We start from the raw sequence: 24,770 nt of genomic DNA, 5'->3' as shown, positions 1-24,770 counted from the left end.
GAATCAACAATAAAGATTTTATTGAGATTTACTTATTTTATTCTGGCTTTAATAAGAATGCGCTACAATTGTGCATTTAAACTTTACTTTAGGTTGGTTTGATGAAACAATTTCAATTTAAAAGAATCTTTCCTGTTTCCTTGGTGAATTTTCTTGCGGGTTTCTTGCTTGTTGCGATTTTTCAAAATCTTGCACTCGCAGAAGACGAATCAAGACTAGATGCTTATAATAAATTACGCAAAGTTATTGGCACGGTAGAAAAATATTATGTAGATGAATTAAGTCTTAACGAAATCGTGGATAAGGCGATTGATGGGCTACTCTCAAACCTAGACGCGCACTCTGCTTATTTAGATGAAAAAAAGTTTGAAGACTTAAAAATCCAAACCGATGGACAGTTTGGAGGGATTGGAATCACAATCTCCCTAAAAGACAGCGCATTGACGATTATCGCCCCGATTGAAGGCACACCGGGCGATAGAGCAGGCTTAAAAAGCGGTGATATTATCCTAAAAATCAATGAAGAAAGCACCTTAAATATGAGCATTGATGAGGCTGTCAATAGAATGCGTGGCAAGCCCAATACAAAAGTCCAATTAACTATTGTGCGCAAAAACGAGCCAAAACCCCTTGTATTTGACATTGTGCGCGACAATATCAAAGTAGAATCCGTCTATGCAAAAGGCATTGAAGAGAGCAATTATGTCTATTTGCGCGTAACTTCCTTTGACAAAAATGTCAGCAAACGCGTAGAGGAAGAGCTAAAGAAATTCAAAAATATTGAGGGAATCGTATTAGACTTGCGCAACAATCCGGGCGGATTGCTAAATCAAGCCGTAGAATTAAGTGATTTGTTTATCAAACAAGGAATCATTGTTTCCCAAAAAGGCAGAATCAAAGACGAAAATATCGTTTATCGTGCGACCAACCGCACGCCTTATGCCACAATCCCGCTTGTTGTATTAGTCAATAACGGAAGCGCGAGCGCGAGTGAGATTGTCGCGGGTGCAATTCAAGACAATAAGCGCGGTGTATTAGTCGGTGAGGGCACATTTGGCAAAGGAAGCGTACAGGTGATTCTACCCACAGAAAAAAAAGAAGCTTTGCGCCTCACGATTGCCCGCTATTACTTGCCAAGTGGGCGTACGATTCAAGCCGTAGGCGTAACGCCAGACATTGAAGTCGCTCCGGGTATCGTGCCAGACGAAAATAGTGGATTTAGTATCAAGGAAGCCGATTTGCAAAAACACCTAGAGGGCGAGCTCGCAAAGGTTGAAACGAGCAAAGACAAAAAGGCAAAGGATTCCAAAAATACCATTACGCACAAACAAGTGCTACAAGACATTCAGCTTAAAAGTGCCATTGATGTGCTAAAAGTCTTTAAAGTTCTATAAAAGGAGTAAAAATGCAAGCAACACAAAAAGAATTGATGTATGAGGGCAAAGGCAAAAAGCTCTATAAAACAAGTGATGAGAATTTAGTCATTTCTCAATTTAAAGACGATTTAACCGCCTTTAATGCCGAAAAAAGAGGAAGCGAGCAAGGCAAAGGGATTCTTAATTGCAAAATCTCTACCGAAATCTTTAAACTGCTAGAAAGCAACGGAATCAAAACGCACTATGTAGAGACGATAGGAGAAGATTTAATGCTCTGCAAACGCGTCCGTATTGTCCCTATTGAAGTCGTTGTCCGTAATGTTGCCACAGGCTCATTAAGCAAGCGTCTAGGAATCAAAGAGGGAGAGCCTCTACCCTTTACACTCGTAGAGTTTTACTACAAAGACGATGCACTTGGCGACCCGCTCATCAATGACGAACACGCCTTGATTCTTCAGTGCGTCAAATCCGTAGAAACGTTAGATGAGTTACGCAAAATCGGACGCAAAGTCAATGAGGTTTTACGCAAGTTTTTTGACGAAAAGAATCTTATTTTGGTAGATTTCAAGCTAGAGTTTGGCGTAGATAATAGTGGGGTGATTCTTGTCGCTGATGAAATCACACCCGATTCTTGCAGATTTTGGGATAAGCAAACCAAAGAAAAACTAGACAAAGACCGCTTTAGACAGGATTTAGGTAATGTCAAAATGGCTTATGAAGAAATTTTAAAAAGAATTTTAAGCTAGGGGAAGTGATGAAAGTAGAAGTCATTGTAGGACTAAAAGAGGGTGTATTAGACCCTCAAGGCAAAGCCATACACCACGCCTTAGAATCGCTAGGTTATCAAGGGATAGGAAGCGTCCAAGTAGGCAAAGTCATTACATTAGAAATTGCGGGAGAAGATAAAACAAATATCCAAAAAGAAGTAGAATCTATGTGCGATACTCTGCTAGCAAACACTGTGATAGAAAATTATACAATAAAGATATAAAATGGTTGCGATTCTACAATTTTTGGGAACAAATTGCGAATACGATATGGAATATGCCTTTTCGCTCCTTAATGTGCCAACCAAAATCGTATGGCACAAAGAAACTTCCCTGCCGCAAGGGACAAAGCTAGTCGTAATCCCCGGAGGATTTAGCTATGGGGATTATTTGCGTAGCGGGGCGATTGCGCGATTCTCTCCGATTATGAAAGCGGTAATAGACTTTGCAAAAGAGGGAGGATATGTGCTTGGAATCTGCAATGGATTCCAGATTCTGCTTGAGAGCGGATTATTGCCCGGTGCAATGAAACGCAATGAAAACTTGCATTTCATCTCCAAAGATTCTGACCTTAAAATCATTCATAATGACAATGTGTTTTTGAGCAAATTCCAGCCAAATGAAATCGTCAGGATTCCAATCGCCCACGCGGACGGAAACTATTATATTGACGCTGTGGGGCTGCAAGAGTTAAAGGCACAGCACCAAATTCTATTAGAATATGTCCATAATCCCAATGGCTCGGTAAGCAATATCGCGGGGATTTGCAACAAACAAAAAAATGTTTTTGGACTTATGCCCCACCCCGAACGCGCAATAGAAAAACTACTTGGGCAAGACATTGGCTTAAAAATGCTAGAGGGATTTTTAGAAATTTTATGAAAATTTTTGCACCATTAGTATTCGTCTTGGGATTGTGTATCTGTGGAATCGCACAAGATACAGACAAAGAAAGCTTGAAAGACGCTCACAGTGGTGAAACAAGAATGTTTCCACAGAGCCCTGAAACAATGGAAGTGTATTCCAATCCACAAGATTTAGAAACCTCCCAACAAGCATTACCCAATGCCATTGCAGAGGAAAATGTGGAGGGGGAATCCCTAGAGCCTCACCCTGCTCCAATACACCAATCCAACCCTAATGACACCCCAAATGCTAATCCATTCACGACACAAGATTCTCCTACAACACAAAATACTTTGATAGGAACACAAGGTGCGGAATCCCAAACTTTAGACCAACCAGCAGAAAATTCCTATCCTATCAACTCCCTCGCAAAAAATGTTTATTTAGAAATGCTCAATCCTCCTTTGGATATTTTATATGTGCATCAAATCATTCCTTTAGAGTTAAAACTCCTCGTGCTTACGGACTATTCTACGATTAAAACCGAATTTGTCTTTGAAAACAATGTCCAAGAGGCAAGCGTAGAGATTCTAAACCCTAACGAAAATTGGAGTCTCAATGCGGAAGATTCTAGCTTAAGAAACACTTATTACCTCAAAATCAAGCAGCCCAACTATACGATTCCTCAAGTCAAAGTCAGCGTAAATACAAGCGAGGGGGAGGCGGGAGAGAGCACGCAAAGCATTAGCGGACGCGCTATCAAGCTAGACCGCAAAGGCAGTTTTTCGCAAGTGCTTGCCGAAGATTTAAGAATCTTGGATACCAAAATCACAAACTACGATACGCACAACAACTTGGCGGTTTTTCAATTCCAAAGCACAATGGGAAATTTATTTGACTTTCATTTAGCTTCCTATACACAACAAGGCATTGAAAGCAAAAGTGGAGACTACAAACAATCTGTGGCGTTTTATTATGCCATTGTGCCAAAGGATTTGAACACGATTCGTTTTGATTATTTTAATGTCAAAACCTCCAAATACACGGAATTACAAGTAGAAAACATTGCGATTGAAGATAGAGTGAGCACACAGAGCGACATTAAGCCCAAAAATAATTATCAATTTTTCAAAATCGCCTCTATGGTTTTTTTCGCCATTGTATTTTTTGGCTTGTATCTCTACAAGAGAAAGTTAATCTTTGTGTTGCTTGGCGTGATTGCACTTGGAATGTTGCTTTACTTCTTGACACTCAAAACTTCCGCAACCCTAAAAGCGAATGTTTCTCTTAGAATCCAACCGACTTTTAATTCCACAATTATTTTGACAACACAAGAACCAATGCGGGTTGAGATTCTTGCACAAAGAAGCAATTACTACAAAGTGCTTTTAGAAGATGACCGCATAGGCTGGGTAAAACGTGATGACCTCCAAAATTAGAGCCTTTAGCGCAATTCTTTATACCCTCCTTGTGATTCCTTTGATGATTTTGTTTATTTATCTTTTCCAAAATGCACAGCGCAAAGCAAGGCAAATCACCGCAAAAATTTTCCTTGCACTCTTTGGGGTTCGGGTAAATATTAAGGGTGAGCTAGACCCTAGTGCGCAGATTTTAGTACTCAATCATCAAAGTTTTATGGACGTGATTTATTTAGAGGCAATCCACCCGAATAATCTTTGTTGGATTGCCAAAAAAGAGCTTGGCAAGCCCTTTTTATATGGACACGCGCTCAAAGCCCCCAAAATGATTCTGATTAATCGCGAAAGCAAAAAGGAGCTTGTATTTTTGCTAAAAGAAGCGAAAAATAGGCTAGAATGTGGGCGCACCTTGTGTATCTTTCCCGAAGGCACAAGAAGCAAGGGTGAGGAGAAGTTTTTGCCCTTCAAAAGTGGGGCAAAATTCTTGATTGAACATTTCAATCTCAAAGTCCAACCTATTGTCATTTGCGGCACGCGTAAATGCCTTGATGTAGGCGCATTAAGATTTCAAAACACTCCTTTTAGCATTCAATATCTTCCCGCCTTTACCCCACAAGGAGAACAATGGTTTGAATCCCTAAAAGAACAAATGCAAGCAGAATATTCTAAAATGTATTTAGAATCTCAAAATACTCTTTATACAGAATCCAAAGGTTAGCAATGCACGGAAAAATCGTTCGTTATTTAAGCAGCAATGGCAAAGGTGCGGTCATTAACTTATCAAGAAAACTTTTTGAATTTACCAAAGAGACTTGGCACGATAAAAAGGTGATTCCAGCGGTAGATATGTTTGTAGAGTTTCGCTGCAATGAAGCAGGGCAGGTTACAGATTGCAAAGCCTCTAAATTTCAAGACTTCAGCAATTCTATGATTTCAGAATCTGACTTTTGGCATCACGATACAGACGAACAGCTAGACACGCTTCTAAGCAACAAGCGCGATGCGATTGTCCAAAAAATCTACAAACAAACAGATTATCAAAAAATCAGAGAAGTGCGCGTGGATATAAAACCTATGGAATCGCTAAAAAAATATTTTTACCAAGAGTTTTCCGCCATTGCCTTTTTAAACGACTTATACTTGCCAAAAGATAAATACCTCTACGATTATGCACATCTCAAACGTTTTAGCGCGAAGACATTAGACAATCTCCTTTATAGCGACAAAACAATTCCAAAAGATGATTTTATTGAAGAGCTCGGAATTATGACGCGTTTAGAATCTGCTTATTCTGACCTTATGCGTTACCAAAAAGTCAATATTGAAAATGTATTCAAAGAGCATTTTTTGCCCCAACAATGCCACTACCAAGCTTTGATTGTAGCAATCAACAACGCAAAAGACACGAGCAATCTATGTCAAAAAAGAATCAGTGCGCTTAAAAACGATATTCTCTTGCTTGAACGTAGAATCCAATCCAAAGTAGATTTAGAAAAAAACTCCGCAAAGCTAGAGAAAGTGCGACTAGAATTACAAAAAATGACAGAGACTGAAAGCTACAATAGCAATCTCTGCAAACATCTTTTACAACTCAAACAACAATTTGAAGAATATTACTTCAAAATCTTTACAGACCTTTATGAAAAAACTTATGAAAGAATCTACAAAAAAATCAAAAGCGGTTTAGATATTTGTATTACGATTTTAAATGAAAAAATTTATCATAAAGTTTTAAAATCCGTAGCCCTGAAAAAAAACTTTTTTAAAAGTGCCAACAATGACCGCGTGCCTACAATGATTTACTTTATTGAGCAATATTTAGAACATCTCAACAAAGACCGCCTAAACGAGTTAGACACTCTGCTTTATCGTTATGTGGATAAAATCAAGAAAAAACATAGAAAATATTTCCTCATCGTAACCACAGACGAGCAAGAATCCACAAATCTCAAGCTTAAGATTCTCTGCGAAAATGAGCTTTATTCCGTCAAAACAGCCTATAAGCGCACGCTCTATTTTTCGCTCATCAATGAAATCACTTTTGAAAAAATCTATATTGATAGCACACATATTTGGGAAAACCCAGAGGAGCTTATCAAAGAGGCAAAAGCCTTTAAAGCCAATGCGCAAACACCTTTTGAGATTCTTTCAAAGAATGTTTCGGGGAATCGCTTCGGCTTTTTAGAGTGATATACTTGTTTTAATGCTATAATCACGAATGAATTTACATAAAAGTAACGCAATGAACAAAACAACAAAACAACAAAAATCTTCCACCAAAAAACAAACACGAAGAGCAAAGGATTCTAAAATCTTCGCTCCTCAAGATACAAACGATACTTGGGGGTATTCTAATGGGTTTGAATCTTTTGGATTTAAAAAAAGCCTCCTAAGAGGTATCAAAGAAGCCGGTTTCAGCGAGCCTAGCCCAATCCAACAAGAAACAATTCCGATTATTTTAGATGGATTAGATGTGATTGCCCAAGCACAAACAGGCACAGGCAAAACTGCCGCCTTTGGCTTGCCTTTAATCAACAACCTAAAACATAATGGGACGATTGAAGCATTAATCGTAACACCTACACGAGAACTTGCAATGCAAATTGGCGATGAAATCTTTAAGCTAGGTAAATACAGCAAAGTCAAAACCGTCTCGCTTTTTGGCGGACAACCGATTCGCCGCCAGCTTGAATTGCTAGAGAAATCCCCTCAAATCATCATCGCAACGCCCGGTCGTTTATTAGACCACTTAAGAAACGAACGTCTCAAAAACTTCTCTCCAAACGTTGTCGTGCTAGACGAATCCGATGAAATGCTAGATATGGGATTCTTAGATGACATAGAAGAGATTTTTACTTATCTTTCTAATGCACGCCAAACTTTACTATTTTCAGCGACTATGCCCACACCGATTAAGCATTTAGCCCAAAAGATTCTTGACAATCCAAAACTCATCAAAGTAACACCAGAAAATGCCACCAATCAAGACATTACACAACGTTACTATATCATCAATGAGAGCGAACGCGAAGACGCGATTGTGCGCTTGATTGATAGCGAAATGCCAAGCAAGGCGATTATTTTTACGCGAATGAAAAAAGAAGCAGACATTTTATCCGAGCGTCTGCTTGCACGTGGTTACAAAGCCGGAGCATTACACGGAGATATGGAACAAAGAGAGAGGGTAAAGTCTATCAATGCTTTCAAGAATGCTAGCACTAATATCCTTGTCGCTACTGATATTGCCGCGCGCGGCTTGGATATTAGCGGAGTAAGCCACGTGTTTAATTTCCATATTCCGCTCAATCCAGAATCCTATGTTCATCGCATTGGGCGCACAGGCAGAGCGGGCAAAAAGGGAATCGCTATTACACTTGCTACACCCTTAGAGTTTAAAGAAATTAGAAGAATCAAAGAAAACACCAAAGCAAGCATTGAACTCTATGAGATTCCAGACATTCAAGACACAATGGATAAACAAGATTCCAATCTGCTAGATAGAATCCTAAAACACACGATTAGCGATGAGGCTTTGCGCCTTTATGAGCAAATCCGCTCCCACGCAGATATGACGCAATTAGTCTGTAAGCTTCTCTCTATCGTGCTACAAGATTCCAAAGTCTTAGGACCAAACAAAATCGGGCTAAACAAAGATGACCTCAAAAATCTACAAATGCAGCTAGAGGGCGGATTCAAAAAATCAACCAATAGTAGAAATAATGCAAAAAACAATCCATCGCGTGGGGGCAAACATTGGAATCCCTCTGCCAAAAGCCAAAGAAGCAAGCAGGATAACGAGGATTGGAATTTTCAAGAATTTCATAAAGAATCACATAAAAAACCGCAACAAAAAAATCGCCGCTCGGTTAAACCATCAAAAAATTCCAAATCCAAAAACACCAAAAATCACAATAGGAAGTAGAAATGGAGTTTCAGCCCTATCCTTTTGAAAAGCTAAATTCGCTCATTTGTGGAATCTCAACGAGTGGTAAGCGCATTTCTCTAACCATTGGCGAACCACAATTTGACACTCCAAAGAGCATTTGCCAAGCCTTGTGTGAAAATGTGGAATCGCTAAACAAATATCCCAAAACTGCGGGGGAAGAATCCTTAAAAGATTCTATGCTAGGCTTTCTTAAACGTCGATTCAATGTAGCATTAAAGCCTAATGAGTTAATCCCAACCTTTGGCACGCGCGAAGTGCTCTTTAACTTCCCACAATTCTATCTTTTTGACAAACAAAATCCCACGCTAGCACACCCCAATCCTTTTTATCAGATTTATGAGGGAGCAGCGATTGCTTCAAGGGCAAGAAGCATTTATATGAATCTCACCGCCCAAAACGACTTTAAGCCCAGCCTCACAAAAGAGCAAATGCACGCTTGCGATTTGGTGATTCTCAACTCCCCTAATAATCCCACAGGGGCTACGATGAGCCTAGAGGAGCTAAAGCAATGGGTAAAAGACGCTCTTGAATACGACTTTTTACTCCTTAACGATGAGTGTTATAGCGAGATTTACAGCCATCAAAGACCCGCTTCTGTCTTGCAGGCTAGCTTAGAGGTTGGGAATCCCAGCTTCAAAAATGTATTAGCCCTTAATTCTATCTCCAAACGCTCTTCCGCGCCGGGCTTAAGGAGTGGATTTATCGCGGGGGATTCCACAATCCTCAAGCCTTACGCGCAATATCGCACCTATGTAGGGTGTGCCTCTCCCTTGCCCCTACAAGCCGCCGCCACGTTTGCTTGGAGCGAGGAGACACACACAGAATTTTCGCGCACGCAATACGCTAAAAACCTACAATTAGCCCGAGAGATTCTAGGGGCTAAAATCCCAAATCTACGCATTCCAAGCGAGACTTTTTATGTGTGGCTGCCCGTAGGCAATGATTTGGAATGGACAAAGAATCTCCTCCAGAAAGAAAACATTTTAGTCTTGCCGGGTAGCTTCTTATCAAGACTAGATGAAAGAGGGGAGAATCCCGGTAAGAATTTCGTGCGCCTTGCTCTAGTTTATGAGGAATCTATCATCAAAGACGCGCTTTTAAGGTTGCAAAAGTGGCTTTAGGGGTTAAAAAAATTCATTTTATCGGGATTGGCGGGATTGGAATCTCTGCGCTTGCGAAGTTCTTGCTTGCACAAGGCGCAGAGGTAAGCGGTTCAGACATTGCAGAGGGTTGCGTAACCAAAGAGTTAAAGCAAATGGGAATCCAAGTCAGCATTCCACACGCAAAAGAAGCGATTTGTGGGCAAGACTTGGTGATTCATTCTGCAATCATCAAGCCCGACAATATTGAGGTGCAAGAAGCACATCGTCAAGGAATCCCTGTGCTCTCTCGCAAGGAATCCCTTAAGATGATTTTAGGAGATAAAGAAGTCTTTGCGATTGCAGGCGCACACGGCAAAAGCACAACGACTGCTATTTTGAGTGCGATTCTAAAAGACGCAAGCGCACTCATCGGCGCAGAAAGCAAAGAATTTCACTCTAATACGCGCGCGCTTAAAAGCAATCGTGTCGTATTTGAAGCCGATGAATCCGATAAAAGCTTCCTAGAATGCAATCCCGCCTATGCCATTGTTACAAATGCAGAACCAGAGCATATGGAGACTTATGCCCACGACTTAACACAATTTCATCAAGCTTATGAGAATTTTTTAAAGCTTGCTAAAATCTGTGTGATTAATGCGGAGGATTCCTTTTTGGGCTCTTTAGAGAATCTAGGCAATCCTTGCATTAAATTTTATCCCAGCCAAGATTTACGCGAAATCAGCTATGTTACCGAACAAGGAATCCCCAAAACACGATTTCATCTTGTATGTGGAAACAAAGATTATGGTAAATTTAGCGTTTATGGATTAGGCGAACACATTGCGATTGATGCGTCTTTGGCTATCTTAGCCGCTGCACAGATTCTCCCCTTAGAAGAGATTGCAAAGAATATTCAAGACTATTGTGGAATCAAAAAGAGATTTGACATTCTCTCCCAAGACCCTTGCGTGATTATTGATGATTACGCACACCACCCCACAGAAATTTCAGCCACTATTAAAGCCTTGAAAAAATATCAAGAACTCACGCATATTCAGCCACTCACTGCGATTTGGCAGCCTCATAAATATTCACGCATTGCAGACAATTTACAGGGCTTTGTAGAGTGTTTTAAGGGGGTGGATAAATTAGTGATTTTGCCCGTTTATGCAGTAGGAGAACCTGAAATCCCGATTGACTTTAAAAATCTTTTTGCCAGATACCAGCCTATCTTTGCAGATTCTATCGTGCGCGAGGGAGGGACGCTCTTATTAGAGCAAAATAATCAAACCCTAGAATGCCTAGATAGTGGAATCATTGTCGGCTTCAATGCGGGCAATCTCACCTATGCGCTAAGAGGCGGAATCTAATGGTACGTTTTTGGATTCTCTTTATCTTAGTGATTGCGCTCTTAGCCTTTTTGGCGCAAATTCTTTCTAAGTTTGATATTATCCACCGCAAAACGCGTGTATATTTTGGGGTTTTTCTTCTTATCGTTGCAGTGGGAATTGGAATCTTTACATTTTTTCAAGAAAGGCGAGAGGACACAATCAATGACTTAGCGCAGTTTTTCTTACAAGGCAAAGTTCTTGTTTGTCAAGTCGGCACACAAAGCATTGAAGCGAGTAGAGACTCTTTTAATTTCATCAGCGGCACGCTTACCTTAATGGGCAAAGAAAATAGCGACTACCACCGCAAGACGATTCCATTAAAGGCTTGTAAGTTAAAGAATGCAGAATCTTATTAAACAATTAGATTTGGGGGATTTTTTCCGAATCTTTGAAGGTTTTTTGGCGCGTCCAAAGGAATTATTTTTACAAGGAGATAGCAAAATCCACTTACGCTACATTCAGGCACTAGAAACGCTTGATTTCACTCCTCCAAAACCCGTCCAAAACTTAGATTCACAGCTTGCACTTCTCAAAAAATTTGGCTATTTAAAGCTAGATGAAATCTTTGAATTTGTAAAGATTATCCGCTATTTTCATTATCTAAAAAGCTTAAAGTGCGAGGGGATTTTGGGAGAATGGTTTAGCCAAATCCTAATTCCCGATACGATTTTAGAAATCTCCAAATCCTTTTTAGAAAATGGCAATCTCAAAAGTGGCATTTATTTGGAGCTAGATTCTATCAATGCGGGAATTGAGAGAATCAAAAAGGAAATTTCACATCTCTTAAATCAAATTCTCAACCAAAACAAACTAAACCCTTACCTAGTGGATAGGCAAATCCACTTAATCAATGACGAGGAATGCTTGCTCTTAAAGGCGGGATTCCACCATATTTTAAAAGGACAGATTCTCCAACGTTCCGCGAGTGGATTTTTTTATGTCTTACCCCAAAGTATCGCCAATCTCAAAGACCGCTATAATGAACTCAATAACAAAAAAGAAGAACAGCTTTTCAACATCGCACGCGAAATCTCTAGCTTCTTTAACAAACATTTCTTATTTTTGAAGTTTCTAAACAAAGAGTTTGACCGCTTTGATAACTATCAAGCAAGATTAAACTTCGCTCGCTCTAAGGATTTGGAATTTTTATCCCCCAAGCCCAATGATTCTGCGATAATTTTAAACGAATTTCGCCACCCCGCCTTAAAGAATCCCAAATCCATTAGTCTTAACTTCAAAGAACAAATCTTGATGATAACAGGTGTCAATGCGGGCGGGAAAACGATGCTTTTAAAATCTATTTTGAGTGCGGCTTTTTTGGCAAAGCATTTAATCCCTCTGCCTATCAATGCCCACAAATCTAGCATTGGCAATTTTAAGGCTTTAAACCTCATCTTAGAAGACCCACAAAATAGCAAAAATGACATTTCTACTTTTGGCGGTAGAATGCTACAATTTAGCCAAATCCTTAGAGAAAAGGAAGGGTTAATTGGCATAGACGAAATAGAGCTTGGCACGGATAGCGATGAGGCGGCAAGCTTGTTTAAAGTGCTCTTGGAGAATCTAATGCTAAGAGGAAGCAAAATCATCATCACGACACACCATAAACGACTTGCTGCCCTTATGGCTGGGGATTCTCGCGTGCAACTACTCGCCGCCCTCTTTGATGAGGAACGCGAAATGCCAACCTTTAGCTTCCTAAGCGGAACGATTGGCAAGTCCTATGCCTTTGAAACCGCCTTGCGTTATGGAATCCCAAAATCCCTCGTCAATGAGGCAAAAACCCTCTATGGAGAGGACAAAGAAAAACTCAATGCGCTGATTGAAAACTCTTCTAGGCTGGAGATGAAGCTACAAAGCGAGATTGCAAGAGCCGAACAAAAAAGCGCGACTTTAGAACAAAAGATTACCCACTTAAGAGATAGAGAAGAAGCCTTAGAACAAGCACTCTTAAAGCGTCAAAAGGAGTTAGAATCTGCTTATATAGAAGCAATTAACGCCGCCAAAGCGGCAATCAAAGAGCAATCCCCGCAAGCCATTCACCGCCAAATCAGTTTTGCAAACAAGCTACTAAATGCAGCCCAACACATCAACTCTAGCACATCACAACCTACACAAGAAACGCGAACCTTTGAAGTCGGCGAACCTATCAAATACCGCCACCATCGTGGGACAATTTTGAGCCTGCATAAAGACAAAGTGCGTATTGAGCTAGAAGACGGAATCAAGCTAGAAGTGTCAAAAAAGGAGATTAAGCCCTATGGCAATGCGCCCAAACCCCCACAAACCAAGCTTCAAATCCAAACACCCCAAAATGCGAATGTTGTGCTAGACTTGCACGGATTGAGGGCTGATGAGGCGATAGAAAAGCTAGAGGAGTTTATCTCCAATAGTCTCATTGCGGGCTTTGATGAAGTGCTGATTTATCACGGAATCGGCACAGGCAGGCTCTCTGTCGTGGTGAGAGATTTTCTCAAATCCCACCCAAAAGTGGTTGATTTCACAGATGCCCCACCCAAAGCCGGAGGATTTGGCGCGAAAATCGTCAAACTCTAACAACAAAAGCTAAATGTCGTCATTGCTAGACTTGATTTATCAAGTTGTAACAATCCATAACCTAACCAAATGCAAATCCAACCAATAATAAGGAATACTTTTTGCTTGAGATTCTACATATTTTAATTTTAAGAGTCAAAATGACAAGAAAATTATTCAGTCTTGCACTCGCAAGTGTTTTAAGTTGCGGAATCGCATTTGCAACAGATAGCAACTATACCACAGAGGGCAAAGAGAAAATGACAAGAAGTTGGTCCCACAATGAGCACAAGTATTTATATTAAGTAGTTCCTATGCAAATCAGCACAAACCCCATTATGCGAGAAACTTCTCTCGCATATCAAACAATACAAAAGCCACAAGAAAACGCAACTTCCTTTGATATGCTTTTGTCTATGCAAAGCAATCAAGCTAATGGTATAGGGGAGAAAGAGGTACAAGAGGAATCCCTACAACGATTCTGGGACATTTTGGATTTGAAAGGCAATCTTATGGTTCTTGCAGGCTTAGGGAAAGTAGCCACAATAGAATCAGAGAGACTTTATGGAACGCCTGATAAAGCTTTTGAGATTTTAAGACAATGGTTTGGAGAAACAAATCCAAAAACAATGGAAAAAATCTTAGAATCATCAATTAGTGTGCTAGAGGCTTATCCAAATGTGGGTGGATATTTAGATAAATTTGGACATTGGAGTCCTAAGCCTCAATATCTCTTTGAAGCAGAAAAATCCCAAGCCATTGACACTTTAAGCGAGATTCTGCAAGGAATCAAGGGCTAAAGGAGGGGAGGCTATCGTCCTTGCGAGCAAGTCTTTAAACTTGAATGGCAATCCATAATTTTACACCAATGAGATTCTACAATAGAATCACAAAGCAATGGTGAGATTTTTATTTTGAAAGATTGCTCATAACGATAACTTCTAAAATTTTTACAAGACTTTGTATTGTGGAGGATAGAATCGCAAAGCTGCGATTCTAAAGAGTTTGGAGGGATTAAAATTTCTTTTTATGCACATCATCTAAGATGTTTTTTGTGATTCCATTGACATTTTTTGTAATGTTATTGGTAACATTTGCGATTTCAACATTTTCATTGGTAACGCCTTCTAGCTGGACAATGGATTCATTGATTTGTGAAATACCTAGAGATTGTTCTTTGATAGATTCACTCATTTCGCTAACGCTTTGGACAAGCACATTGACATTGGCTTCAATTTCTCCGAGTGATTTTCCTGTTCGTTCCGCTAGTTTTCTAACTTCATCGGCAACAACTGCGAATCCTCTTCCGTGTTCTCCAGCTCTTGCAGCTTCAATTGCGGCATTGAGCGCAAGCAAGTTGGTTTGGTCTGCAATGTCTTTAATCACGCCCACGATTCCTTTAATGTCCTCTGCTTGTCGTGTCGCATCGCTTGTTTTATTGCTGACATTTTCCATAGATTGGCTGATTTCCTCTACTGCTGCGGCAGATTGTTGTAAGGAGCTTGCTTGAGCCTGTGAGCCTTCCATTAGTTTTTGCATAGAGGATTCTAGTTCAGCAGATTGTGCTGCAAGTTCTTTTGCAAATCCCGCACTTGCATTGAGCATTTTCTTAATCTCTTCTCCTAGAGTGTTCGTCGTTACTTCTACGCTTCCTTTTGCATCTTTAACTTCTGTTGTGAAATCCAAAGCCTTATAAGATTCAAAGACGCGATGAATCTCATTCATATTGCTTCCGATTTTTTCTTGTAGCACATTGAGCATATTATTCAAGACTTCTTTGAGCTCTGCAAGTTGTGGGTTGGCAGGTTGTTTAACAATTCTTGCAGTCAAATCACCATTATTTACTGCTTTGGCTGTTTCAGCAGATTGTTCAATTGCTTCTGCATCAATTTTTAGAGATTCTTGTGTGCGCTTGATATTTTCATTAATCAATCTACCCATAATCCCTAATTCATCGTTGGCTCTGATATTGATGAAATGAACATCTTTGCTCTCGTGGTTGATGAATTTAAAGAACGAGTTGAGGGTATTGACAAGGATTGGCAAGCGACCACCAATGTTTCTCTTGACATAAATATAAAGCAAAAGCATTGCAATTGCAATCAACACTAAGGAAGTAATCGCAATGGTGAAGAGCAAATTACGCAAAGGAGCAAGCATCGTGTCTTCTGGAATCGCTACTACTAGAGAAAAGTCCGCAAACCCACCCTTAGAAGAGAAACTCTGTATGCTTGCAAAGGTATCTACTCCCGTTGTAGTTGTGTATTCTAAGTTGGTAGATTGTTTGTTTTGGATTGCCCTAATGACGGCTTGAGCCCCTTCGCTTTTATTGACGTCTGAAAGATTTTTGAGTAGTAATTCATCTCTTGGGCAGGCAATGATTGTTCCATCAGAGCTTGTTAAGAATTTGAGCTCTCCCTTATAAGTGATTGCTTGTTTGTTGTTGAGGAATCCAAGTATAGAGTGTTGGCTATTAATGACGAATCCGAATGCACCAATCACTCTTTTGTGGCGGTCAAAGATAGGCGCACCGATACCAAATCCGACAAATTCGTCTTGTTCAATCTTATAAACCCTCACATTCCCAAAGAAAACTTCATCAGTTCCATATTTGCCCTCTTTAAGTGGTCTTTGAATGCTTGACATTCCTGTTATCATAGAATCTCTAGGTTTTTTACGTGAGACACCACCCATTTTTTCTGTGTCTGAATCAAACAATAGCATCATAAATTCGCCACTTTCTGTGAGATAGATAGGGTCGTTTTTGTAGTATGTAGGGGCATTTTGGAGATATAAAAACCCATAATCCGCATACAAGGAACTATCAAAAATGCTTGTTAAGACATTCTCTAATCTTTGCAAATCCATTGCTTGAATATCTGTCATTTCAAACATACCATTTAAGATTTTTGCGCCTGCTTGTGTAACAGAAGTCAATTCCTCTAGCATTCCCTCAATGTAGTGCATATCGCCAATGGCAGAACGCGAGATGATTGCTTGAGTGTTTCTTTCTATGTTTGCGCTGATACGCATTGAAACAATCACGCTTAGAACAACAATACTAATCACGAAAATTGTCCCCACAGCACCAACTAATTTGGTTTGCAGTTTAAGATTGTTTAAAAATCCCATTTTCCCAACTCTCCTTAACTTATGGATTTTGATAAAAAATGCGTATTTTACACATAATAATTTTAAAAATTAATAAATTAATTAATGAGTTATAAGGAGGGATTATTTAGGTTTTAGAATTTTTGCAGTTTGGTTTTTCCCCACTATTTTTGTTGCTTGTCTTTATGCTTTATTTTCATTGAGAAATTGTGAGATTCTGCATTATGGATTGCCACGAAAATTTTGTATTTTCTCGCAAGAACAAAGCGAGATTTCACTTGCGGAATCGTGGCAATCTATCATATCGGACTTTAAGAAGTTATAGTGAAACTTCTAAAGCGGATTCCAATGTTTCTTTATCCTTTGGCATTTCTAGGATTCTGCCTCTGCCATCTTGAACCTGCATAATTCCTAAAGAATCCGCGATTCTTAAGGCTTGGTCAATGTTGTGCGAAACCATCACAAGGGTGTGCGTGCGTGCAAGCTCCACGAAAAGCTCTTCAATCACGCGTTGGGAATGCAAATCTAGCGCGCTCGTGGGCTCATCTAAAAGTAAAATTTGTGGCTCTAGGCTCAAAATGCGTGCCAAAAGCAATCTTTGCTGCTCTCCCCCAGAGAGACGCAGGGCATTTTCTCTTAAGCGATTCTTGAAAGTCTCCCAAAGCCCCACTTGTTGCAAAGATGCGCAGACACGCTCTTCAATGCCGTGTTTGTCTAGGTTTGTCAAGAGTGAGAGAGGCAAGCTTAGATTCTTTTCAATGCTTAGATTAAAGGGTTGTGGTGCTTGAAAAAGCATACCAATGTTTTTGCGCAAAAGCTCCAAAGGAATCCCTTTAACATTCGTCATCGTTTGGGATTCTGCCTTAAGAGGCAAATCCGCATAAATCTCCCCTAAAATCTCCCCGCCCATTTCCTCTACGAGGCGATTAATGCAGCGCAAAAATGTGCTTTTGCCACAACCAGAATGCCCAAGAAGCGTAAAGATTCCATATCGTTGAATCTCTAAATTAAGCCCGGAGAAAATTTGCTTTTTCCCAAAAGCAACGCCCAAATTTTCAATTTTGAGACTGCAAGACATTCAATTTCCTTTTTGAGATTCTTTTCAAAAACACTCCTAGAAGCAATAAGAATCCGCACAAGCCAAGCAGCACTAAACTTGCTCCCATTGCGTTTTGTAATTCTAGTTGCGTTTGATAGTTTTGCGAATTGTAGTAAATATAGAATGAGAGGGATTCAAACCTCCCAAACAATCCATTGGGCAAGCCCGCATTCGCAACTGCTCCGACAAACATTACTACTGCCGTATCTTCCGCGACTCTGCCAAGTGCCAAGATTGCGCCGCTTAGGATTCCATTCCTCGCTTCAGGAAGCAAGAAATACCATAGAATCGTGCCCTTTTGCAAGCCGAGTGCGCGGGCATTGAGCATTAAATCTTGCGGGACAGATAAGAGTGCTTCTTTTGTCGTGGCAATCAAGGTAGGTAAGACGAGCAACGCGAGACAAGCAGCCGCTAGCAGTAGGCAACTATTCGCCTCCGGTAAAAAGTGATTCTTGAGCCATAGAATGCTTAAAAACCCAAAGAGCCCCATAATCACAGACGGAATCCCCGCGAGAATATCCACCATTGTGTTTAAGAGCCATTTTTGAAAAGGACTTGCATAAAAGCTAAGATAGATTCCGCAACCAATTCCGGGCGCAATGGCGAGTAAGAGACTTAGGATAACAAGCCACAGAGTGCCTACAATGGCAGGGAAAATCCCATTAAACACGGCGGCTTTGCCCAAAAGCGCAAGCAAGGGTTGTGTATTGCCAAAAAATAATCGTAGGTCTAATACCGAAAATCCGCGCCATAATACCCAAAACAAAAGGGACAAAACGGCTAAAGCAACGCAAAGCGTCCCCCAAAGGCTTAAAAGATAAAGAGCATTTGCGATTTTGCGTTTCATTTAGGATTCCTAAATGGTAGCGGAATTTTTATGCAAAATTCCACGCGCAAGAAGAGCCAAGAGCGCATTGACGACAATGAGCAAGAATCCAGAAACAAACAGCGCATTATACGCATCTCCAATGGCTTCATTAGCGGTAATTAACGCAATGTGTGCGCTCAAAACACGCAAAGGGTCAAGAAGTGAGGTTGCAAAAGTCAGTGCATTGGAGGAAAGCATTAGCGCAATCATCGTATCGCCAAAGGCTCTCCCAAAGCCGAGCAAGAATGCCCCAAGAAGCACGCCTTTAGCCTTTGGAATCACGATAAAGGATAGAGTTTCAAAGCTACGCATTCCGAGCGCAAGTGCATTGAAATGCTGGTGGATAAAGGGCTTTTTAAGTCCTGATTCTAGGAGCAAAACCATTGTAGGCAGGACAACGAAACTTAGAACGCAAATGCAGGCTAAAAGATTCCGCCCGCTCCCTCCAAAAGTTTCTCGTAAAATGGGCACGAGCAAGAACAATGCGCCAAACGCATAAAGAACGGTTGGAATAGAGCCCATAAGGCGCACGAGAAAGCTTAAATAGCCCTGCAAAATCTTGCCAACTTTGGACTTTGTTGGCAAAATCAACCAACAAGCGATTCCTAATGCCAATGGAAATGCGACAAGCAAAGTGCTAAAGCTTAGAATGAGTGAATTGACAAGCATTGTCAAAACCCCAAATTCATTTGCTTTGGGATTCCAACTAAAGTGCAAAGTCAAGCCGGGATTAGAAGCGAGCGTTTGTAGCCCAAATCCCCCAATCACGATAAAGAGTAGGCAAATACCACTCAATGCTATAAGTGTCGCAAGTGTTGCGACTAGTTTCATTTTGGAAGTGGAATATAGCCTGATTGCTCAATGAATTTTGCGCCATCTTCAGAATAGATATAATCTATAAAGAGTTTTGTAAGCCCTTGTGGCTCGCCTTTTGTGTTCATATACAAAAGTCTGCTGATTTGATATGTGCCCTCTTTTGTCTTTTCTTGAGTAGGTGTAACGCCCTCAAATGCGATTCCTTTAATGCTATCATCTAAATGTCCGATTCCGACATAACCAATCGCATTTTTATCTTGTGCAATCGCAATTTTCATCGCGCCATTGGAGCTAACGACATTTGCGGATTGTGGAATCTCTGTGCCTTTGTTTAAGCCTCTGCCCTCAAAGGTATCGCGTGTGCCGCTACCATCTTCGCGGACATAGAGATTGATTACACCCTCATTGCCTCCGAGCTCACTCCAATTTTTGACTGCACCACTGAAGATTTGGCTTGCTTGTTCTTTCGTGAGATTAGATAGAGGATTTTCTTTATGCACAGCAATCGCAACGCCATCAACAGCAAAAGGGAAAGAGATGAGGTTGTATTTCTCAATTTCTTGTGGCTTTAATGCGCGTCCAGTGTTGCCAATATCCGCCAAGCCCTCGCCAGCCTTTGTGATTCCAGCACCTGTGCCGCCTCCTGTAATGGTAATCGTGATTTGAGGATTAGATGCCATAATCGCTTCTGCTGCCTTTTTCATCACGGGAATATGCGCCGTGCCGCCAGCAATGTCAATCTTGCCACTTTGATTGGCAAACACTCCTAATGCAGTGCTTGCAGCGGGATTAGCATTGTGAGATTCTGCAGAATCTTTAGAATTATTAGATCCACAACCGGCAAATGCGCCAAATGTGAGCAACAAAACTGAAGCAGATAAAAGTGTAGAAACTTTTAGCATAATTTGTCCTTTTTGTGAAGTTTAAAAGCGCAATCGTAGCAAAAATGTCTTTAAAATGTATTAATATTGGTTAAATAAAATTTAAATTAATGGGGCTTGACTTTTTGTCATTGCTTGATTTATTTAAAGTGTAGCATTATGGATTGCCACGATTTTATAATATGGAATCTCGTAAGGATTAAGATGTGTTTGGCGATTCTTGTAAATTATAAAAATGCGTTATAATCTTGCGTAAAATTCTAGGTAGATGAATGAAGCTAAAGATTCCAACAAACAACTATGGTAGAAAAGTGCGTCAAAACGCTTCCCAGCCTTTGCAAGTCGTGCAGCCCTTACTAGCGGAGAATCATCAAGAGCAATTTGTGTTAAAGATTTCTATGTATAGCGCGTTGTTATTGGCGGTTTTAGGAATCGCCTTTGGCTTGAGCTTTAAGAGCTCTGCCATTGTCTTTGATGGAATCATCGCTCTTGTTTCGGTAGGTTTGGGGTTGTTAAGCGTGATTACCTCGCGCTTTATTTATCGTGAAGATGATGATGTTTTCCAATATGGTTATGTACGTTTTGAGCCTATGGTGAATCTCTTTAAAAGCCTGATTCTGCTTATCGTGTGTATTTATGCCTTGATTGGAGGGATAAGGGATATTTTGGGCGGGGGCTATACACTGCAAATCAATGGTGCAGTCGTTTATACTTTTTGTGCCTTTGTGCTGTGTTTTGGTATTTTTGCCTATACGCGTTTTTTTGCTAAAAGTCTTGATTCCGAGCTAATTGGCGTAGATAATGTGGAATGGAAAATTGACTGCGTGCTTTATTTGGGTGCATTGCTTGCTTTTGGAATGATTGTGTGGTTTGACCCCGAGCAACAAGAGCCCTTGACGCGCTATATTGACCCGATTCTGCTTGTGTTTTTAAGCATATCTTTGGCTTGGACGCCTTTAGGGATTTGTATCGCAAATCTAAAGGATTTGATGATGATTGCACCCAAAGAGCTAGACGATAAAATCACAGAGGTTATGGAATCTCTAAGTGCGGAGTATGGGTTTGCGGATTATGATACGCACGTGGCTAAAAGCGGGAGATTCTTTATGATTGAGGTCAATCTCCTTATCACAGACGCAAACGCAAGGATAAGCATTAGTGAAATGGATATGATTCGCAATAAGATTGAACAATCCCTTGAGATTCCAAGTTATAAGATTTGGCTGCTTGTGAGCTTTACAGCAAATCCGAAATGGTTATGATATTATGATGGCAGCGAAGTTATAAATAGTAACACAATGCAATCAAGTCAAAGAATAAGAGAAATAAAATTTTTTCAAAAAGCAGAATTTACAGCAAAAATAAATAAAGTTTGGCTATAATGATTCATTAATTTTGTTTAACTTAAATTTAAGGTCATTTTTATGAAAGGAATCATTGAAAAGGCATTTATCCAAGCCATACAAGATACGCTTGAGAAAACACCCACGCGTTGCAATGATAAGCTTTTACGCGGTTATATCTCTAGCATTGATCTTATCTTTGGTGATGATACTAAGGGTACGGTTACTTTTGTAAGCTCTAAAGAATTTTTGAATATTTTGTCGTTTGGATTATTTGGAGAACACGCAAAAGATGATTTGACTTTGCAAGACCTCTCACAAGAGTTAGCCAATTTAACGATTGGATTAAGCAAGGTGATTGCAATCAAAGAAGAAAAGAGTTTCAATATCAATACTCCACGCGTGTTTGGCTATGGTGAATTTCAAGACAAGCAATACAATCATTTGAATTTCACGCTTGAGGGCGCGCCGTGCTCACTATTTTTGCACAGGTAAAGGGAAAGAATGCCAGCAGATGAATTTACATTAGCCAAAATCCAAGCTCCTAAACAAGAGGATTTAGCGCGATATTTAGACGGGATTATGCACAATTATAGCGGGCTTTTGGATATGGGCGTGATTTTCAAATCCGAGCTTGGCTCTACAAAAGTGCCCTTATTAGATATTTTGCGCTTTGAAAAGGGTTCTATCATTGACCTTCAAAAACCCGCAGGTGAGAGCGTGGAAATCTACATTAATGGACGTATTATTGGCAAGGGCGAGGTAATGGTATATGAGAAAAACCTAGCGATTCGTGTCAATGAAATCTTGGATTCTAATGCGATTGTTTATTATTTGACAAGAGAGAGTATCGGCACGGTATGAAAGTGGTTTTTGCACTTTTGTGCGGGTTGTACTTGTGGGGCGGAATCCTTGCTGCCGATGAAGCCTATAAAAATACACATACAGCAGAGCCATTGTTGCAGGGAATGAAGCCAGATTCTCATTCGGAATTTGCCTTTGAAATGGGAAAATCTCCTCTTGAAAATATCAATCTATTGCAGTATTTTGGCGTAATTTTAATTTTAGTCGGGCTTTTGTTGTTTTTGTGGTATGTCAAAACACGCCTGAATACTCCCCAAGTCAAATGCGCCCAATCTAGCGTATTGGGTGCGTTGTTTGATAAAAAGAATCTCTCAAGCGCAGTGCAGGTGCAGTCTATCACGACATTGGGATTCCATAGCAAGTTGGTTGTATTTGAAGCTTATGGGAAGCGGTATTTGGTGATTGTTTCTCCTAATGGTGCGCAGTTGGTTGATTCTTATAGTTTGGAAATAGAATTGCAACAAAATCAAGCGCAAGAATCGTTTAAGGAATTATTGGAACAAGAGTTGCCGAGTGAAACGAAATAGTTTTGTTGCACTTTTTTTGTCGTTAGCAATCCATACGATTCTGCTTATGCTTTTTTTGTGGGAATGGCGCACAGATGACTTTTATCACCCTCCGCGTATGGGGACACAAGAGGGAGAACGTGTCAGCCTAAAGCACTTTAGATTCTCACAAGGTGGAGAGGGGGAGATAAAACAAACTCCAAAGCCTGATTCAACGACAAAAACACCTCCACAAGCAAAAGAATCCCCAAAGACACAGACGCAAAGGCAGCCCACTAAAACTGCCAAGTCCAAACCCGCACAATCTAAACAACCGGCAAGGCAGACTCCCCAATCCTCAAATCAATCGCTAGCGCAGAGCCTCGCAAAGCCACAAGCTCAAAGTGCAATGAATGCGCCACAAAGTCCTTCAATCTATGACTTTGGCAAGGATATGTCCAATCAAGAGATAAAAGACCTTTATGGTGAGGAATTTGGCTCACTTGATGCGGAACAGAGGCAGTTTATCAGGGATAATTTAAGCGGAATCGGACGTATCACACAAAAATATTTAAAATATCCTGCAATTGCGGGTAAAATGGGGCAGCAAGGTGATAATATCGTGGAGTTTTATTTGTATCCCAACGGCGATATATCAGACTTAAAACTTCTCACGCCAAGTGGTTTTACCCTGCTAGATGATAATAGTGTGCGGACGATTAGAATCGCTTATAAAGACTATCCTTATCCAAGCGTGAAAACTAAGATTCGGATTCGGGTAATGTATCGGATATATTAAGCCTTTACCATTGCGGAAAGCCAAGTGCTTCAGTCATTGCAAGCACATTAAAGATTCCATAATAAACTTAATCTATACAAAATTATAGATTGCCACGACTTCTACGAAGTCTCACAATGACGCAGTGGCAGACGCTTTGGCTTCCCGTCATTGCGAGGGCTTCAAGGACGAAGCAATCCATAATCTTATCAACCTGCAATTTTACTATTTTGTCATTGCGAGGGCTTGCCCGAAGCAATCTATAATTTAGAATCTCGCCAATAACTTTTAAAATTCCATTGTTTAATTTATGAAGCGCATTATTATAGATTGCTTCGTCATTCGTTTCTCTTATCCCTCACAATAGAAGCCAACTTGTCATTATCTATCCAAATCAAATCTGCTATAAAGTGCTAGAATGTGCCCTTCATTTAGCATTTCTGGGTCTATTTCTGTATCAATAGGACAATCTTTGGTTTTGATAAAGTCTTGCAGGAGAATCGTTCCTCCCCGTTTAGATAAATATTCCTCTCTCATTCTTGATGCTTTAACAGCAGGGAAGTGATAGTGGCAGAGTTCAGAGCGACACACTTTCCTATAAGGAGAATCTTTCTTGCCCTCATAAGAAAGATAGCCTTTTTGCATAATTGCTTTTTGTTGTGCAGTGGGATTGCCGATGATTAAGGAATCGTGGTGTTTGAGTTGGAGTGAAGCATCAAGAGGAACAATTCTTTCATAATTGTATCTATCTACCTTTCTCATTGTTTGGTCTCCAGCCCTCATATAGAATCCCTTTGATGAGTTGATAAGATACACGCGGTCATTTTCTATGAAGCAATCTATCCGAGAGAGAGCTAAAATATCGTTTTGCTTGAGGAGATAGAAAGATTTATAGAGTTTTTTGGCATCATAAATGTGATCTACATCAACTTTAATAAACCATTCATCATTTGGTATATAAGAAACTATATAATTATAATAAGTGTAGAACTTATTTTCTTCTTTCACAGGAGATTGAAAAATTACATTGTGAGGATATTTGATGGGGATAAAGCTAGGATAAGATTTGCAAAATTCTAAAATAATCTCCTCGCTTCCATCATCGCAATCATTGTAACCAATCACCCCTCTTTGGATTGCGGGCAAAATGGAATCCAAACTTGC

Annotated in this window: 25 protein-coding genes; 19 read left to right on the top strand and 6 right to left on the bottom strand. The window is 40.2% G+C overall.

Translation table 11 applies throughout. The features are described from left to right. The first annotated feature begins 101 nt into the window (after window positions 1–101). The 14 genes from HDT10_RS09400 to HDT10_RS09335 all read left to right on the top strand — a co-directional run bounded on the left by HDT10_RS09400 (window position 102) and on the right by HDT10_RS09335 (window position 14,161). Window positions 102–1,394: a S41 family peptidase gene (locus tag HDT10_RS09400; protein WP_290882728.1), complete on the top strand. Its 1,293-nt coding sequence runs from the start codon at window positions 102–104 to the stop codon at window positions 1,392–1,394. A gap of 11 nt (window positions 1,395–1,405) precedes the next feature. Further along, window positions 1,406–2,122, top strand: coding sequence for a phosphoribosylaminoimidazolesuccinocarboxamide synthase (gene purC / locus HDT10_RS09395; protein ID WP_290882726.1), 717 nt, complete (start codon window positions 1,406–1,408; stop codon window positions 2,120–2,122). Between the two features lie 8 nt (window positions 2,123–2,130). Continuing rightward, window positions 2,131–2,367, top strand: coding sequence for a phosphoribosylformylglycinamidine synthase subunit PurS (gene purS, locus HDT10_RS09390; RefSeq protein ID WP_290882723.1), 237 nt, complete (start codon window positions 2,131–2,133; stop codon window positions 2,365–2,367). A gap of 1 nt (window position 2,368) precedes the next feature. Then, complete coding sequence (purQ, locus tag HDT10_RS09385; protein ID WP_290882720.1) at window positions 2,369–3,025, top strand: phosphoribosylformylglycinamidine synthase subunit PurQ; 657 nt, start codon at window positions 2,369–2,371, stop codon at window positions 3,023–3,025. Beyond that, window positions 3,022–4,428: an SH3 domain-containing protein gene (locus HDT10_RS09380; protein WP_290882717.1), complete on the top strand. Its 1,407-nt coding sequence runs from the start codon at window positions 3,022–3,024 to the stop codon at window positions 4,426–4,428. The genes purQ and HDT10_RS09380 overlap by 4 nt, the downstream gene beginning before the upstream one ends. After that, complete coding sequence (locus HDT10_RS09375) at window positions 4,412–5,125, top strand: lysophospholipid acyltransferase family protein (protein WP_290882715.1); 714 nt, start codon at window positions 4,412–4,414, stop codon at window positions 5,123–5,125. Before HDT10_RS09380 ends, HDT10_RS09375 begins: the two co-directional genes overlap by 17 nt. A 2-nt stretch (window positions 5,126–5,127) precedes the next feature. After that, window positions 5,128–6,597, top strand: a complete 1,470-nt coding sequence (locus HDT10_RS09370; protein ID WP_290882713.1) for a hypothetical protein — start codon at window positions 5,128–5,130, stop codon at window positions 6,595–6,597. 52 nt (window positions 6,598–6,649) lie between these two features. Beyond that, window positions 6,650–8,329 carry a DEAD/DEAH box helicase gene (locus tag HDT10_RS09365; protein WP_290882712.1) on the top strand — a complete coding sequence of 560 codons (1,680 nt, stop codon included), beginning with the start codon at window positions 6,650–6,652 and terminating at the stop codon, window positions 8,327–8,329. Window positions 8,330–8,331: 2 nt separating this feature from the next. Beyond that, a complete protein-coding gene (locus HDT10_RS09360) occupies window positions 8,332–9,474 on the top strand; it encodes a succinyldiaminopimelate transaminase (protein ID WP_290882710.1) in 1,143 nt (380 codons plus the stop codon). After that, window positions 9,465–10,805, top strand: a complete 1,341-nt coding sequence (murC, locus tag HDT10_RS09355) for a UDP-N-acetylmuramate--L-alanine ligase (RefSeq protein ID WP_290882709.1) — start codon at window positions 9,465–9,467, stop codon at window positions 10,803–10,805. Before HDT10_RS09360 ends, murC begins: the two co-directional genes overlap by 10 nt. Then, window positions 10,805–11,182, top strand: coding sequence for a hypothetical protein (locus tag HDT10_RS09350; RefSeq protein WP_290882707.1), 378 nt, complete (start codon window positions 10,805–10,807; stop codon window positions 11,180–11,182). Before murC ends, HDT10_RS09350 begins: the two co-directional genes overlap by 1 nt. Beyond that, the gene (locus HDT10_RS09345) at window positions 11,166–13,382 is read left to right on the top strand and encodes an endonuclease MutS2 (protein ID WP_290882704.1); all 2,217 of its coding nucleotides are present in this window, start codon (window positions 11,166–11,168) and stop codon (window positions 13,380–13,382) included. The genes HDT10_RS09350 and HDT10_RS09345 overlap by 17 nt, the downstream gene beginning before the upstream one ends. A 140-nt stretch (window positions 13,383–13,522) precedes the next feature. After that, window positions 13,523–13,666 (top strand): hypothetical protein, encoded by a 144-nt coding sequence (locus HDT10_RS09340; protein ID WP_290882701.1) that lies wholly within the window; start codon window positions 13,523–13,525, stop codon window positions 13,664–13,666. Between the two features lie 9 nt (window positions 13,667–13,675). Next, window positions 13,676–14,161: a hypothetical protein gene (locus HDT10_RS09335; protein WP_290882698.1), complete on the top strand. Its 486-nt coding sequence runs from the start codon at window positions 13,676–13,678 to the stop codon at window positions 14,159–14,161. Between the two features lie 214 nt (window positions 14,162–14,375). Here HDT10_RS09335 and HDT10_RS09330 read toward each other — a convergent pair whose 3' ends face one another. The 5 genes from HDT10_RS09330 to HDT10_RS09310 all read right to left on the bottom strand — a co-directional run bounded on the left by HDT10_RS09330 (window position 14,376) and on the right by HDT10_RS09310 (window position 20,157). Further along, window positions 14,376–16,493, bottom strand: coding sequence for a methyl-accepting chemotaxis protein (locus HDT10_RS09330; protein ID WP_290882695.1), 2,118 nt, complete (start codon window positions 16,491–16,493; stop codon window positions 14,376–14,378). A 298-nt stretch (window positions 16,494–16,791) separates the two neighbouring features. Then, window positions 16,792–17,550 (bottom strand): phosphate ABC transporter ATP-binding protein, encoded by a 759-nt coding sequence (locus HDT10_RS09325; RefSeq protein ID WP_290882693.1) that lies wholly within the window; start codon window positions 17,548–17,550, stop codon window positions 16,792–16,794. Next, window positions 17,528–18,418 (bottom strand): PstA family ABC transporter permease, encoded by an 891-nt coding sequence (locus HDT10_RS09320; protein WP_290882690.1) that lies wholly within the window; start codon window positions 18,416–18,418, stop codon window positions 17,528–17,530. Before HDT10_RS09320 ends, HDT10_RS09325 begins: the two co-directional genes overlap by 23 nt. Window positions 18,419–18,427: 9 nt before the next feature. Continuing rightward, window positions 18,428–19,270 carry a PstC family ABC transporter permease gene (locus tag HDT10_RS09315; RefSeq protein WP_290882687.1) on the bottom strand — a complete coding sequence of 281 codons (843 nt, stop codon included), beginning with the start codon at window positions 19,268–19,270 and terminating at the stop codon, window positions 18,428–18,430. Further along, window positions 19,267–20,157 (bottom strand): phosphate ABC transporter substrate-binding protein, encoded by an 891-nt coding sequence (locus HDT10_RS09310; RefSeq protein ID WP_290882684.1) that lies wholly within the window; start codon window positions 20,155–20,157, stop codon window positions 19,267–19,269. Before HDT10_RS09310 ends, HDT10_RS09315 begins: the two co-directional genes overlap by 4 nt. A gap of 251 nt (window positions 20,158–20,408) precedes the next feature. Between HDT10_RS09310 and HDT10_RS09305 the strand changes: the two genes are divergently transcribed. The 5 genes from HDT10_RS09305 (at window position 20,409) to HDT10_RS09285 (ending at window position 23,627) form a co-directional block, all read left to right on the top strand. Further along, window positions 20,409–21,398 (top strand): cation transporter, encoded by a 990-nt coding sequence (locus HDT10_RS09305; protein ID WP_290882681.1) that lies wholly within the window; start codon window positions 20,409–20,411, stop codon window positions 21,396–21,398. Between the two features lie 162 nt (window positions 21,399–21,560). After that, window positions 21,561–21,974, top strand: coding sequence for a hypothetical protein (locus tag HDT10_RS09300; RefSeq protein ID WP_290882677.1), 414 nt, complete (start codon window positions 21,561–21,563; stop codon window positions 21,972–21,974). A gap of 9 nt (window positions 21,975–21,983) precedes the next feature. Continuing rightward, window positions 21,984–22,343, top strand: a complete 360-nt coding sequence (gene fliN / locus HDT10_RS09295; protein WP_290882674.1) for a flagellar motor switch protein FliN — start codon at window positions 21,984–21,986, stop codon at window positions 22,341–22,343. Next, on the top strand, window positions 22,340–22,870 hold the full coding sequence (locus tag HDT10_RS09290; protein ID WP_290882671.1) for a hypothetical protein: 531 nt from the start codon (window positions 22,340–22,342) through the stop codon (window positions 22,868–22,870). Before fliN ends, HDT10_RS09290 begins: the two co-directional genes overlap by 4 nt. Further along, on the top strand, window positions 22,857–23,627 hold the full coding sequence (locus HDT10_RS09285; RefSeq protein WP_290882668.1) for an energy transducer TonB: 771 nt from the start codon (window positions 22,857–22,859) through the stop codon (window positions 23,625–23,627). Before HDT10_RS09290 ends, HDT10_RS09285 begins: the two co-directional genes overlap by 14 nt. 360 nt (window positions 23,628–23,987) lie before the next feature. Here HDT10_RS09285 and HDT10_RS09280 read toward each other — a convergent pair. After that, window positions 23,988–24,770, bottom strand: a 783-nt coding sequence (locus HDT10_RS09280; RefSeq protein ID WP_290882665.1) for a beta-1,4-N-acetylgalactosaminyltransferase, incomplete at its 5' end; no start/stop codon positions are given.

Source organism: Helicobacter sp., assembly GCF_014799995.1.
Taxonomy (GTDB): Bacteria; Campylobacterota; Campylobacteria; order Campylobacterales; family Helicobacteraceae; genus Helicobacter_D.
Note: the sequence above shows the minus strand (reverse complement) of the source record. Positions and strands in the feature narration are given on the sequence as shown.